Source organism: Psychrobacter sp. LV10R520-6, from assembly GCF_900182925.1.
Lineage (GTDB): Bacteria > Pseudomonadota > Gammaproteobacteria > Pseudomonadales > Moraxellaceae > Psychrobacter.
The window spans coordinates 331,816-346,336 of sequence record NZ_LT900024.1 but is presented as its reverse complement, the minus strand read 5'-3'; the positions used below and the strand labels follow the sequence as shown (position 1 = coordinate 346,336).

Here is a 14,521-nt window from a genome sequence, read left to right as displayed (position 1 = left end):
CAAAAATAACTTGCACTTATGCTCAAAATGAGCATAATTAAAGTATCGTAATTCAACTGCTAGGGTAATTCGCCTGGTTTTAATCACTTCTAGCCGTTTATTTATTATTGTTATCGCACCAGAGGCACGCATTTATGAAAACTTATCCTTATGACGCTCCCCTATTAAGTACTGACAACCGCAGTGCTATTAAGCTTAATATCGAATATGCCAAGGCCAAAATGCCAGCTGATTTGCCGCGCGCTGAGCGTTTGGTAGTTGAGGACAATATTAAACAGCTGTTAAAAGACAATAACGCGGTGCTGGTCGCACATTACTATGTCGACCCTTTTATTCAAGATTTGGCATTGGCAACCGGTGGCTGTGTGGGTGACTCGTTAGAAATGGCTCGCTTTGGACAAGCTCATAGCGCGCAGACCTTAGTAGTCGCTGGGGTTCGCTTTATGGGCGAATCGGCTAAAATCTTGAGTATGGAAAAAACCGTCCTAATGCCAGACTTAGAGGCGGAATGCTCTCTCGATTTGGGCTGCCCTGCCGATGAATTTTCTTCCTTTTGTGATGCCCATCCTGAGCGTACTGTGGTGGTCTATGCCAATACTAGCGCAGCGGTTAAGGCGCGCGCTGATTGGGTGGTGACCTCATCGGTGGGCATTGATATCATCCGTCATTTGCATGAGCAAGGTGAAGCGATTATTTGGGGTCCTGATAGACATCTAGGTAAGTATATTGCGCAGGAAACGGGCGCTGATATGCTGTTATGGCAAGGTTCTTGTATGGTGCATAATGAGTTTAAAGCCACAGAGCTTGAGCAGTTAAAAGCAGAACATCCAGCAGCAAAAGTGTTGGTACATCCTGAATCTCCTGATAGCGTCGTGCAATTGGCCGATGTGGTCGGCTCGACCAGTAAGCTGCTTAAATCAACTTATGAGATGGATGCCGATACCTTTATTGTCGCCACTGACTTAGGTATCTTGCACGAAATGCAAAAGCGCTCACCGCATAAACGCTTCTTAGCGGCACCTACAGCGGGTGAAAGTGCCAGCTGTAAAAGCTGTGCTTTTTGTCCATGGATGGCGATGAATGGCTTACAAGGTATCGAGCAGTGTTTAACTCAGCACAGCGGCGAGGTCACTCTAACGCCTGAACTAGCAACAGCGGCTAGAAAGCCACTACAGCGGATGCTTGATTTTGCCGCCGCAGAAAAACAACGCGTGACTGCCAGTGGCGATATTATTAAAGACCGTCCGCTGTTTGCTAATGTCGGAGCTGCCTGATATGAGCGCAATAGTAAGCACTGAGAGTAAAGGCGTTGACGAGACTGGTTTTGAAAAGCTTAACGTAAAAAAACCTAATGTTAATAAAACAATGACTGCTGAACCTCAGTCTTCTATCAAAACAGACGTTCTTATCATCGGTGCCGGACTCGCAGGACTAAGTACGGCGCTGGCCTTGCCAAAATCGCTAAGTGTTACTATTTTAAGTAAAGCAGCGCTAGAAACTTGCTCAAGTCATTATGCCCAAGGCGGTATCGCGGCAAGCTTAGACAAAAATGACTCCATCGCTGATCATGTGGCGGACACACTTATCGCTGGCGCAGGACTATGTGCTACCGATAATACCACCCGTATATTAAGTGCGGGACAACAAGCCGTACAATGGCTATGTGCCCAAGGCGTGCCATTTACCCAAGTTTCTCACATTAACGATACTCAGAAAAATAACGTTCAAGTCAACATTAAAAACAATATTCTGAATGGAAAAGCAGTTAAGGCGACTACTGACGCTCTGGCTGAATTACAAACAGCCAATTTGCATTTGACCAAAGAAGGCGGCCATGGCTGCAGACGAGTCGCTCACGCTGACGATGCCACCGGTCGACATATTATGCAAACGCTATCGGCACAAGCACAAGCTGCTACTAATATCACTATTTTGCCTTATCATGAGGCGCTGACGTTATTAACAGAAGCGTCAAATGAGTCATTAAACGGCACCAGTTTGACTGTGCAAGCAGCAGCCTCAAACCCACACCAACACTGCCAAGGTGCAATTGTCTTTGACCACAATACTCAGCGCCAATTGACCGTTTATGGTCGTGCGGTAGTACTGGCAAGTGGCGGTTTAGGGCAACTGTTTCAACGTGCCAGCGCTCCCAACGTCTGTGTGGGCGATGGGTTGATGATGGCATGGCAAGCGGGCTGTCGATTGGCAAACTTAGAATTTATTCAATTTCACCCGACGGGTTTGGCATTAGGGAACAGTAATTTTCTGGTTTCAGAAGCTTTGCGCGGCGAAGGTGGCCATCTATATTGTCCACAAACAGGCAAACGCTTTATGTTGGACCTTGATCCGCGCGCTGAGCTGGCACCGCGAGATATCGTTGCGCGTGCAATTGCTGAGCAAATTAATAATAACGGTTTTGGCTATGTCCATCTTGACGTCAGTCACCTGCCAGCGGAGTTTTTGCAGCAGCATTTTCCGCAAATTCATCAGACGCTATTAGACCTTGGCATCGATATCACTACTGACCCCATTCCGGTAGCCCCGACCGCCCATTATAGTTGCGGCGGTGTGGTCACTTGCGCCAATGGCTTGACCGACGTACAAGGATTATATGCTGCTGGTGAAGTCGCTTATACGGGTTTGCATGGTGCTAACCGGTTGGCGAGTAACTCTTTATTAGAATGTGTGGTGGTTGGACGCAATATTGCCGCTCATCTACCTCGCTATTTAGAAGCAATGTCTGAGTCCTCTAAAAAAACTAACCCCAGTACCAAATCAGCATTTTCCACTTCAACTTTCACTTCAACTTTCACTTCAACTTTCACTTCTAATATTTGGACACCGCTGCAAATAGCTGATACTCAGACTATCGCCCTGCCCTCATTCGGCTCAATAGCTGAACATAAAGAGGCTCTTAATATCAACGGCAGTATTCATGTTGATAGCAATGCCAACATTAACGACATCACCGCGAAGTTAAAAGCCTTGATGAGCAGCCATATGGGTATCATGCGTAGCGCGGTGCAATTAGAACAAGCACTGGCACAAATACAACAGTGGCAACAGGAGTGTCAATGTTTTGGCTTAGAGGCTTCTACTACATTCAAGAGCCTTCCCCATTTTCAGCTAACACGACAATTGCAATTAGCGACCCTTATTATCCAATCCGCTTATCAGCGCTGTGAAAGTCGCGGTGGACATTCTAGAAAAGATTATCCGCTTTTAGCAAGCCAGCCTTTAATAAGTATCATTGAGCCTTTCTTAGCAAGCAAAACAGATAGCATAGATAACGCAATGGATTGGTTGAACAAGCCTAGGGTAAATGACGTAGATGCCAAACATTTACAGGCGGTTGCTACTGTTTAATAATTTTTGAGCTAAATGTCATAACGGTTACTATTCTTGCGTGCCATTTATTTTTGAAGGCCTAGTTTATAAAACCATACTTCAGTAATGAATTTTGCAGGCTCAAGTCAGCTTTAATCGCCTAATATGCTACAATCACCGGTTTGTTAAAAATGTTACGAGCCTGCCACCATGCAAAGCCTAATCACCCTTGTTTTAGTCTTAATGCCATTGTTCATTGGCTTTGTTATTCCTACCAGCCCGAAGGTGACGAGGTTTGCTGACAAGAGCTTATCTTATTTAGTATTTATTATCTTAACGCTTATCGGTATTGAGCTGTCAAAAGTGGAAGAGCTGGGCAGCCAACTGGGTGAGATTGCGCTGTATGTAACCGTGCTATCGATACTGACCGTCGGCACCGGATTATTTGCACTCATGTTGTTTGATCGGCTGCGCCCATGGCATGCCAAAAAGCCAACCGCAAAAAGTCAGCAACATCGGGTCAGTATCCGTGGCAGCTTAGTACAGGTCATTTGCGTAGCGATTGGTTTTGTCATTGGATACTTTTTACCAGAATCTTATATGCCCCCTGAAAACTCTATGACAGTCATGCTTATGCTGCTGATATTGCTAGTTGGCATTGGTCTTAAAGGCTCAGGTATTACCCTGAAAGAAGTGATACTGAATAAGCGCGGCGTTGAGATGAGTATCATTTTTACACTGTCGGTGCTGGTTGGCGGTCTAGGTTTTGCGCTATTATTTTCAGAGGTGTCTTGGACTAAAGGGCTGGCACTGGCGTCAGGCTTTGGCTGGTATTCACTATCGGCCATTGTGATGACCGACGCTTATGGAGCGATTTGGGGCAGTGTGGCGCTGTTTAATGACTTAATACGTGAGTTCTTTGCGCTGTTGTTTATCCCGGTATTTATGCGCAAGTATCCATCATCGGCGGTAGGGCTTGGCGGCGCGACCAGTATGGACTTTACCTTACCGATTATTCAGCAATCAGGCGGCCTTAAAGTCGTACCGCTTGCCATCAGCTTTGGTTTTATTATCAATATTGTCTCGCCGGTGCTGATGGTGGTGTTTTCGGCGTTTGGGTAGATATAAATATTTATCCTGTGCTCTAATATTAGCCTGCTATCAGATACATTTTAGCGTTTACCCCAACTAGAATTAGGACAAATAACCTTTAGCATATGCTGCATGATACAAAAATAAAAAAATGGTCGATGATTTACAAGCAATGTCCATTTTTCATCTAATTTGATAGGAGCTGATTGTTCAAGAATATTAGCATTCCATAGTCGACTATGATGAGCGCTGACATTACGAATAAAGTTCAAACTACGTAACCATTTAGACTGTTAAGTTGCTGTTGAAATGAAAACCAAGATTTACTCATTTAACCTACTCTGCTTTGCGCTATTAAGTGTCATAGACATAAACCCCTACACCCCACTCGCTTGCTTAGCAAAAAGTCGCATCAACGGTTTGATTTTACTGACCCGAGACATACCTTCATTACGCAATTGTTGGATAGGTCGCAGTTGCGCAAACTCGCCGGCAAACAGCCAATTAAGCGCAGAAAAGCTGTGCATCATCAGACTGTTATGCGGACGACGCAGGCGCTCATAGGTGCGCAGTGTTTGAGTGGCTCCCCATAATTTGCCACCACTACGGGCAAAATCATGCTCTAGTTGATTGCTTAATGCTTGTACATCGAGCATGCCAAGATTCAATCCTTGGCCAGCTAGCGGATGCACGCCATGCGCAGCGTCACCGATTAATACTAGATTGTCAGCAACATAACTGCGTGCTTGCTGCGCCGTTAACGGAAAGCTCGCAATCGATTCAATTTGACTGATAGCGCCAAGCTCATAAGTACTAGCAGCCGCTAATTTATCAGCGATAACACGTGGCTCTTGGGTTTCAAGCTCCAGCGCCTGATTGCGTGGTAATGTCCAGACCACTGACTGCCAATGCTGCGGATTGGCTTTATCTTCTGCGGTGATATCTGCTAATGGTAATAATGCAAGCGTACCGGTCGGCAGCATCGCTTGGCGAGCGGTCGCTTGATGGGGCTTAACCGTTTGAATCGCGCAGCAAATCGCTGTTTGATTATAATCTAAAGTATCCAGCTCAATCCCTGCTTGCCGACGGACAAACGAGCCACGACCGTCAGAACCAATTAACAGACCCGCATCAATCGCCGTGCCATCGTCTAATGTGACCCGGTAGCCTTGTTGCCCACCCCGCCAGTCCATTTGTATGACCTTTTGCCCTGCAATGACCGTCAGATAATCCTTAACATCATCTTCCTGCAAGCGCTGCCAAAGGGCATACTCAATGACCGTCGGCTCTACCATACTACCGAGTAGCTTAGGAGCTGCATTTTTTTTATCACAGCTGTCTTGATCACCGAACTTTAACTCGCCAATACCGTTGAGCTGCCATACCTGCATTTGCGAATAGTCGGCTTTACGACTTGAGGCAGCAATTTTTTGCCAGGTACCGATATCTTTTAGCAACTCGATACTGGCAAGGCTGAGCGCATAGACCCGCGCATCTCGGTGGCTGAGTTTGTCTTGCCAATCTGCATCATTGCGTTTGGGTCGTGCATCAATCAAAGTAACCCGTCGTTTGGCTTGGGCTAATTTTAGCGCCAGACTGGCACCGACGATACCGCCGCCAATAATAAGCGTATGGTTGTTTTTCATAAAGTATCCTTCAGTATAAAACTATCAGTATAAATACCTTCAATATAAAGCTTATGACTTCAAACCCATTGCATAATTAGCAATTAACGGTTTAATATTGGGCAACTTATCAAAGGCAACCAAGGCCATATTACGCGCCAGCTTAATAGCAGGATTGGGATGGGTAAAGCCGTGTACTACCGCATCACAAAAACGAATGACTCGCTTTTGATCGGTTTGCCGTGATTTCTCATAGCGTTTTAGCAATTGCGGATCACCAATATCGGCACCCTTTAGCACTTGCGCACTCATCATCTGCGCGAGCACGTGTGCATCACGCATACAGAGGTTAAAGCCCTGACCCGCTACTGGATGCAAGGTGTGAGCCGCATTACCCATGATGACGCAGCGGCCATCAACTTGTGCATCTGCCAGCACACGCGTTAATGGATAAGCGCCGCGACGACCAGCCGTGGTAAACGTGCCAGCGCGCTGGCCAAAGGCTTGCTGCAAAGTCTGCAAGAAATGTTCATCATCTTCCAAATATTGAGTCTCTTCGCCGGTTGGACAGACCCAAACCACCGAACGTCGATAACCCGTCTGATAGTCATCATTGCCATCACCCTCGGGATCAGTCAATGGCAATACCGCCAGTGGCCCTGCTGGACTAAAGCGCTCAATAGCGACATGCTCATGCGGCTGATCGGTCTGTACCACGCCCACGATAGCCGTTTGTCCGTAATCATAAGTCGTCGTGCCAATATCTAAGAGCTGGCGCACAGTAGAATCGCGACCATCACAAGCCACTAATACACTACCCTGTAATTGCTGCTCGTGCTCATCGCTATCATAATAGGTAAAGCTAAGCGTGACCCCAGCTGTTGATTGTGAGCCTGTCTGCTGCTCAACAGCCGTGACATTAGCCTTGTCTATTAGAGTAATCAGAGCCTCCTGTTGCGCGGCCAATAATAGCTTACGACCCAGCCAAGCGTTTTCCATCACTTGCCCAAATGATTCTACCTTCTCATCAGCCTTATTCAGCTGCGCATGCCCAAAGCTGCCTTGCTCGCTAATCTGCACCGCATCAATACGGCAGGCATGGCTTTGTAACTCTGACCATAAGCCAATTTCTTGATAAATCTGTACCGTCCGACGCGACAACGCGGTATTACGGCTGTCTAAATAATGGCTACGCTTGCTGTCATCGTTTGGACTAATAGTCGGATAGCTGTTTTTCTCTAACAAAGTACTGGCAATGCCATGATGTGCTAACAATAACGCAAAGGACAAACCGACATGACCACCACCGGCAATAAGCACTTGCTGCTCGGTCAGCTTTGATGAGTTTGCTTGTTTGTGAGCTTGTAGCGTTTCTTTATGATCAGTAGTATCGAGTTGCTTAGCGTTTGACTCTTTTAAATCATTATTATCCATCATTATTATTCCTATTAAGGTGTTACCATCATTACAGTCATCTTTGTTATATAGTTGATTCAAAATAAAATAGAGTCGCTTTAAAACAGATACAGGATAGCTGGGAGAAATTTTCGAAGCCTCTGGAGTGACGCAGTCACACAGCAAGCTAGAAAAATTTTTGCCAGTTATACCAAACCAGGTGTGTATCCATTTTATTTAGTTCTGACTATGTAAGTTTTTCTGGCGTGCTGTTCGCAGGCTTGTTTCGAATATCTCTTTTAATGTTATTTTCTCATGTAAATACAGTTTTAATTACCCCTAACAGATAATGACCAAACAATTATTAGAGGCTAATAGATTACCATAAATTACCCAAATTTCGGTGAGCTTCACTGTATCTAAGCACTAGTGTGACTGCTTTTAAGCGTGCTCTACCCGTGCGTTAAAGGTTAAATGACCGCTAAATGAGAATAAATCTATATCGATAGCTGAAACAAATAATAGCGGTATGTTAGGTGATTGCAATCGATATATAGTCAGTACACTTTAAAACAGAGACAGTGTGGCTGGTAGAAATTTTTGCAGCCTCTGTCTGGCGAAGCGCACAGCACGCTAGAAAATTTTTACCAGCTGCGCGCCTTCATCTACGTATCGCTTTTATTTAGCATTTAATATACAAAACAGTTTGGTCTAGCGCGGCGCAGTGCTTGAAATTTAGAAACTTTCAACCATAATGACAGTAGTCCCTTTACTTTCATTCCTATTAATTTTTTTAGCAGCCTTGTTGACCGTCACTTTAAAAAACAGCCTTTAAGATATAATCTGTAAAAAATAGTATTTTGAATCTCATAACCTTTTTTAGCACTTTATATATTAGCCTATCAATGATGTGGTGTTATAACCACGATGTTATAACACCACATCATTGGGGCAACCAATACAAGGATAATCGCTTGACTGACTCCATGAGCCGCCGTATAAAATTCGAATCATTGACCCCAGCCCAGCTCAAAACTGTGCTTGGTGAATATAATAGTCACATGAAATATATCCAAAATCGCCTCAATATCAAAATTAGCCAGCGCCAAGGTGATTTCTGCCTAAGTGGCGAGTTGATAGACGTTGAGCGCGGTGAACGTATCTTATATAAGCTAGTTGATGAAACCCAAAACACTAAAGACATTAGCCCAGAAGAGCTCCATCTCATTATCCAATCGAGTATTTCACGCGACCAAGATATAGAAGACGATGAGCAGACCGCAGCTAGCGAGGATAAAAATGATTTAGATTCGCCTAGCGACTTTACGCCTGTCAGCCTGCGTACTCGTAATGGCAAAATCGTGCCGCGTGGTGGCAATCAGCAGCGCTACGTTAGGGATATTCTATCTTCTGATGTGTCATTTGGTATTGGCCCTGCAGGTACCGGCAAAACTTATCTGGCAGTAGCCTGTGCGGTTGATATGTTAGAGCGCAATGAGATTGAACGTATCTTGCTGGTGCGTCCAGCAGTTGAGGCCGGTGAAAAGTTGGGTTTCTTACCTGGCGACTTAACCCAAAAAATCGACCCTTATTTGCGCCCATTATATGACGCGCTGTATGAGATGATAGGTTTTGAAAAAGTTGGCAAAATGCTTGAGCGCCAAGAGATTGAGGTTGCGCCATTGGCTTATATGCGTGGTCGTACACTGAACAATTCATTTGTGATCTTAGATGAGGCGCAAAATACCACCCCTGAGCAGATGAAAATGTTTTTAACGCGCTTAGGTTTTGGTTCACGTGCGGTTATTACTGGTGACATCACACAAGTCGATTTGCCGCGTGGTAGTAAGTCAGGGCTGGCACAAGCAATGGAAATCTTAAGCGACATTGAAGAGATTCATATCACCAAATTTGATTCAAAAGACGTGGTACGCCATCAGTTGGTACAAAAAATTGTTGAAGCGTATGATGTGTTTGATGAGAAGGAAGAAAGGCTCAGAGAGAAGCGCAAGCAAGAGCGTATGGCTGAGCAAGATCGCCGAGAGGCCATTGCTCATGCGGCGGCTAAGTTATAGTTCATACTAATGAACTTATGGTTTATTAAAATAAAAAACCGGATATTTTTGTCCGGTTTTTTATGGTTTAATCTTAATAAGATAAAGGCAATAGACAAAGGATATAATAATGAGCCAATCTCATCACGAAGACCTTAATGTGAATGATACCGATATGCATAACCCAGATACAAACAACAAGCATGCCAATAACCCAAATCAGCCTGAGCTAAACATTAGCGCCGCAGATAGCTTTGACATAGACGGTGTTGATGCCGAGCTGTTAGATACTTTTTATACAGAACAGGCGTTACAACCAGTGTTGATAGCGACCTTGGACTATATTGATCAGCGGCTTCAAAGTGGTCTTAATTTGCCTTACTTTGCCGATATTGATGATGAGTTATGGCAACAAAAGCCCAAAGCGCTGGATATTTATATTACTGATGGCATTGAAGGACGCGAGCTGAACTTAGAAGCGCGCGGTAAGGATCATCCGACCAACATTTTATCCTATCCAAGCGAGATGCCGGCCAACATTATTGAGCTGATGCCGACATTGCTATTGGGTGAGCTGATTATTTGTCACGAAGTGGTGGTGCGTGAAGCCGCTGAGCAAGATAAAACCGTGGCGCAACACATCAGCCATTTATTGATACATGGCGTGCTGCATTTGTTTGGCTTCGATCATATGACTGGGCAAGCTGAGCAAGACGAGATGGAAAGTTTTGAGATTGATATTTTAAAACGCTTAGCACTGCCCAACCCTTATCTTTAACCGCTTTAGTCTTTATTTATTGGTAGCTTTTGCGATTGATCCATATTATTGACCAACATATCCAAGCCTTTAACATGCACACTGCGCTGCGGAAATGGGATATCAATTTTATTATCGTCAAGCGCGTATTTAAGTTGCTCAAGTAAATCGCACTGCATGTCCCACCAATCCGCATTAGTGGTCCAAACATTCAAAGTCAAATCAACCGAATTATCACCCAAATTGGTGACTCGCACGATAGGCGCAGGATCACTAAAAGCAATAGGATTGTTTTTGGCCAAACTCAGCATGATATCTTTTGCTGTTTTGATGTCTGCATCATAGCCAATACCTATGGTGATATCCACGCGGCGATTGGGCAGCGAAGTATAATTGGTGGTGGCTGAGGTAGTGATTTCGCTATTTGGGACAATAATATCGTGATTGTTAATCGTCGTCAGATGAGTATTAATTAAGGTAATCTCAGTAACCGTACCGGTAAAACCATTGATCTGTATATAGTCGCCACGCACAAACGGACGAAAGGTCACAATCATGATACCAGCGGCAAAGTTTGACAGCTGATCCTTTAGTGAGAGACCAATTGCAATGGCTGCACCACCTAATATAGCGACAACCGAAGTCGTCTGTACACCAACTTTACTGAGCGCCGCTAGGGCGACTATCACCAATAAAACGCCGTATAGCAAGCGGCTCAAAAAACTGGCTACCGTATCATCTAAACGGCTCCGCACCATAATGCGTTTAGCAACGCCGATGGCTTTTTTGGCCAGCCAGCGTCCCACTACAAATATCAGTAGCGCTAAGATGACTTTAAATAGCAACGTTAAAGCACTGTCGGTCAGCGCGGCGATATCCAGCGTAAATCCTAAAAATTCCATACTTACTCTTCTTTATTCTATGGCTTTATTTTTATAAAAATTGAACTTAAAATCAAATTTTAACTGTGGTCTTAAACTATAGTCTTAATAAGTCACTTCCACCGTATCACTATAACGATAGGTACGAATCAAGCGCAGCTCGACAATATCGCTCATGTCTTTGGTAAATTTACCAAAGGGCGCGGCTTGTCGTACTGACTGTTTAGCCGCTTCGTCCAAGATTGTTGAGTCTGAGCTTTCAAGCAGGCGAATGGCTTTGATATTACCATCATCGCTGATAATGACCATCAGACGTACTTCGCCGGTGATGCCTTGCGCTCGTGCTTGTACGGGGTAATGAAGGTTGCCCACACGCTCGACATGCTCACGGAAAGTATCAATATAATCAGCTGCCGCGCCGCGTGTGGTTGAATTACTATCCACGGTCACCACTTTCGACTTGGTCGCATACAGCTGCTGACGCTGAGACAGTTGCGCTTCTAAAGTAGCGATTTGCTTACGTAGCCGCTCTTCTTGCGCGGCCAGATCATCTTGCGCTTGCTTGCTGTCGTTATCTGACTCTACACTGGCCTGACGCCAGCTCAATGTTGTCCGTAGATAGCTTTCTTGATAACGCTGCTGGCGGACTTGCCGCTGCAAATCGATCACATCTTGGGTCTCGTTTATCTGCTCGGCAGATAATGGACTGGTCTGTGCGCTCTCCTGCCTTAAATGCTGTTGCACCTTACCGCCGCCCTCTTGTGAGGCATTAGCTATAAAATGAGCGTCTTCGTTCGGCTGCATATTTTCGGTCATCGCTTTAGCGACATCTTGAATTAATGCGGCTGGGTCTTGGCCCATAGAAAAACTAACGCCAAAGATAAGCAGCGCATGTGCTGCCATCGAAACAACAATAGCCATCGGCAAGCTAAAATTACGCGCGGGTACTTGCGCTGAAAAGTGATAGCTTTGCGAGTCTTTGATATGGGCCACAGTGGGTCTCAGCTTATAGAGGTAAACGTAGCGATAGCCGCCTTTGTACAGCCAACCGCTGTTATTTTAACTACCAGCATGCAAACGTCGGTAATATCCAGCCATTATCACCTTGAGATCGGCGCTATCATAACATGAGCGTTGGCTAATGGTTAAGCTGACACATCACTACTCTGACGCCTTATCACACACATAGACTGGCATAAAAAAAGAACCCTTTGGTTAAAGGATTCGGGATACACGATTTTATAACATTTCATGTATTAAATTATATTATGTACGATACGATAAAGATAAAAAAACTATCCACTAAATGGCTGGTAGAAAAAAGTTTATTTACGGCATAAAGACAAATATTGTAAAATAATATATATATATATGCTACCGTAGATCTATAAGATCTTAAACTTTTTAAAGAAAGAGGAGGATGTATTATGACAGAACGTTTTAAAAACAAAACAGTCATTGTCACAGGTGGAGCAAGTGGAATTGGTGAGTCAACAGTAATTGAGTTTGCCAAGGAAGGCGCGAATGTTGTGATCTCAGATATATCGACTACTGGAGAAAAATTATCCAAGAAGTTAAATGCTGATGGATATGAAACCGTTTTTATTAAAGCAGATGTATCAAACGAGGATGAAGTTGAACACTTAGTTGACTCTACTGTCGAAAAATACGGTCAACTTGATGTATTCTTTGCTAATGCTGGAATTGCAATTTTTTCTCTAATACATGAAACAGACTACTCTGATTGGAAAAAAATAATTGATATCAATTTAAATGGTGTGTTCTTATGTAATAAATATGCGATCACTCAAATGCTGAAACAGGAAAACGGTGGAGCAATTGTTAATGCCGACTCCATTCACGGATTTGTCGGTAGAAAAACACTCGGAGCTTACGGTGCAACAAAAGGCGGCGTAAAACTATTGACACAAACAGCTAGTGCTGAATATTCTTCTAGAGGTATCCGAATTAATAACGTTAACCCTGGATACATTGAAACACCTTTGCTTAAAGATCTATCAACTGAAGAGAAGCAAGAACTTGTTGCCCTTCATCCAATTGGTCGATTAGGTAGACCAGAAGAAGTAGCTAAAACAGTACTTTTCTTAGCAAGCGATGATGCATCATTTATTACAGGAGCAAGTCTTCTCGTTGATGGTGGTTACACAGCCGTTTGACTTCCTCCCCTCCCTAAACGGAGGGGATTCCTACTGCTAGACGCTCAAGCCCGAGCGCGAGAATGTTCTTTGCCGCATTAATATCGCGGTCATAAGTGACACCGCACTCGCAAGTCCATTCTCTTATTCGCAAATCAGCTCTACCTTTCGGACTGTTTTGGCGTGAGCCGCAACACGAGCAAGTTTGGGTGGTGTCGCTTTCATTCACCTCGTCATAATGGCAACCTGCGTTCGCGCATTTATAATCAACTGGGGCATAGCCCTACGCCTTGCACTCGGGCAAAGCAGTGCTTTGCTTTATCCTCGCTCATGCCGCTTAATTTCAAACCAACCAGCGTCATAGACGGATTTGGCTAGATTGCTTGAAGTGAATGATTTAGAGTGAAGTTTACCGACCACAATTAGGTTATTGGTCTTTATTAACCCAGTAGTGAATTTATGAATCAAATCTTGGCGGGTGTTTTTAATCTTAGCGTGAATAGAGCGCACACGCTTTTTATTCTTAGCGCGTTGAGCCGTCGCTAATTTCTCAGCATACTTATGAGTAATCTTAGCGGTAAGCGTTTGACCCTCACTGGTGGTTGCGGACTCTTTACAACCCAAGTCAATACCAACGTCATTAGCGCCGCACTCAATCTTTGGGAAGTCTTTAACGGTAATACAGGCGTACCAGCGACCGCGACTGTCTTGCACCCGCTCACAAGTGTTGATGGTATATAGGGCTAAGTGGTAGCTGTCCCATAGGTCGATGACTAACTTTTTACCTGTCGTTAGGCTAAATTGAATGGTTGATTTCAATGACTTCTTACCAGTCTGCCTAGTCGCTAGAGGCTTGATGGCAGATTTCTTAAACGGTATCCAGCCTAGATTCTTGCGACTTGCTTTAGGGTTATTAGTGCGCCAATTAAGCTTGGCTTTTTTAAATGGCTTACGAGCCTTAGCATGAGTCTCACTAATAGCCTGAATCGTTTGGCTGTGCAGGTTTAGATACTCACCACTGCCTTTGGTGTAGGCGCTTAAATCATAGGCTGAAAAGAACTTACCGGTACGCTGTAAATGCTTGAAGCTCAAGTCGTTAACGTAATTCCAGACAAAGTTAACCGACCCAGCTAAGATATTTAGCTGAACCGTGTGCTTGTCTTTGATACGTAACTTGAGCGTTTTCATGGTTTAACTTATAATGGTTTCTTACTATTCTACATTTGGTCTA

Annotated in this window: 10 protein-coding genes and 2 pseudogenes; 6 read left to right on the top strand and 6 right to left on the bottom strand. The window is 44.3% G+C overall.

The window, feature by feature from the left end; translation table 11 throughout:
• Nucleotides 1-134 precede the first annotated feature (134 nt).
• The 3 genes from nadA (at nucleotide 135) to U1P77_RS01525 (ending at nucleotide 4,452) form a co-directional block, all read left to right on the top strand.
• A complete protein-coding gene (gene nadA, locus U1P77_RS01535; RefSeq protein WP_321155674.1) occupies nucleotides 135-1,274 on the top strand; it encodes a quinolinate synthase NadA in 1,140 nt (379 codons plus the stop codon).
• 91 nt (nucleotides 1,275-1,365) lie between these two features.
• Nucleotides 1,366-3,369, top strand: a complete 2,004-nt coding sequence (gene nadB / locus U1P77_RS01530; protein ID WP_321156584.1) for an L-aspartate oxidase — start codon at nucleotides 1,366-1,368, stop codon at nucleotides 3,367-3,369.
• 171 nt (nucleotides 3,370-3,540) lie between these two features.
• On the top strand, nucleotides 3,541-4,452 hold the full coding sequence (locus tag U1P77_RS01525) for a LysO family transporter (protein ID WP_321155673.1): 912 nt from the start codon (nucleotides 3,541-3,543) through the stop codon (nucleotides 4,450-4,452).
• A 50-nt stretch (nucleotides 4,453-4,502) separates the two neighbouring features.
• On the opposite strand, the pseudogene U1P77_RS13485 reads toward U1P77_RS01525, so the two are convergent.
• The 3 genes and pseudogenes from U1P77_RS13485 to U1P77_RS01515 all read right to left on the bottom strand — a co-directional run.
• A pseudogene (locus tag U1P77_RS13485) lies at nucleotides 4,503-4,706 on the bottom strand (abortive phage resistance protein); the annotation flags it as partial.
• A 93-nt stretch (nucleotides 4,707-4,799) separates the two neighbouring features.
• Complete coding sequence (locus U1P77_RS01520) at nucleotides 4,800-6,068, bottom strand: FAD-dependent oxidoreductase (RefSeq protein ID WP_321155672.1); 1,269 nt, start codon at nucleotides 6,066-6,068, stop codon at nucleotides 4,800-4,802.
• Nucleotides 6,069-6,119: 51 nt separating this feature from the next.
• Nucleotides 6,120-7,484 (bottom strand): FAD-dependent monooxygenase, encoded by a 1,365-nt coding sequence (locus U1P77_RS01515; protein ID WP_414479028.1) that lies wholly within the window; start codon nucleotides 7,482-7,484, stop codon nucleotides 6,120-6,122.
• A gap of 932 nt (nucleotides 7,485-8,416) precedes the next feature.
• Between U1P77_RS01515 and U1P77_RS01510 the strand changes: the two genes are divergently transcribed.
• Nucleotides 8,417-9,517 carry a PhoH family protein gene (locus U1P77_RS01510; RefSeq protein WP_321155671.1) on the top strand — a complete coding sequence of 367 codons (1,101 nt, stop codon included), beginning with the start codon at nucleotides 8,417-8,419 and terminating at the stop codon, nucleotides 9,515-9,517.
• Nucleotides 9,518-9,626: 109 nt separating this feature from the next.
• On the top strand, nucleotides 9,627-10,274 hold the full coding sequence (gene ybeY, locus U1P77_RS01505) for an rRNA maturation RNase YbeY (RefSeq protein ID WP_321155670.1): 648 nt from the start codon (nucleotides 9,627-9,629) through the stop codon (nucleotides 10,272-10,274).
• A 5-nt stretch (nucleotides 10,275-10,279) separates the two neighbouring features.
• On the opposite strand, the gene U1P77_RS01500 is transcribed toward ybeY, so the two are convergent.
• The gene (locus U1P77_RS01500) at nucleotides 10,280-11,155 is read right to left on the bottom strand and encodes a mechanosensitive ion channel family protein (protein WP_321155669.1); all 876 of its coding nucleotides are present in this window, start codon (nucleotides 11,153-11,155) and stop codon (nucleotides 10,280-10,282) included.
• Between the two features lie 84 nt (nucleotides 11,156-11,239).
• Entirely contained in the window at nucleotides 11,240-12,127 is an 888-nt protein-coding gene (locus tag U1P77_RS01495) for an energy transducer TonB (protein WP_321155668.1), read from the bottom strand.
• A 434-nt stretch (nucleotides 12,128-12,561) separates the two neighbouring features.
• Here U1P77_RS01495 and U1P77_RS01490 point away from each other — a divergent pair, with 434 nt between their 5' ends.
• Nucleotides 12,562-13,311 carry an SDR family NAD(P)-dependent oxidoreductase gene (locus tag U1P77_RS01490; RefSeq protein ID WP_321155667.1) on the top strand — a complete coding sequence of 250 codons (750 nt, stop codon included), beginning with the start codon at nucleotides 12,562-12,564 and terminating at the stop codon, nucleotides 13,309-13,311.
• 13 nt (nucleotides 13,312-13,324) lie between these two features.
• On the opposite strand, the pseudogene U1P77_RS01485 reads toward U1P77_RS01490, so the two are convergent.
• Nucleotides 13,325-14,478, bottom strand: a pseudogene (locus U1P77_RS01485) (RNA-guided endonuclease InsQ/TnpB family protein).
• Nucleotides 14,479-14,521: the final 43 nt, after the last annotated feature.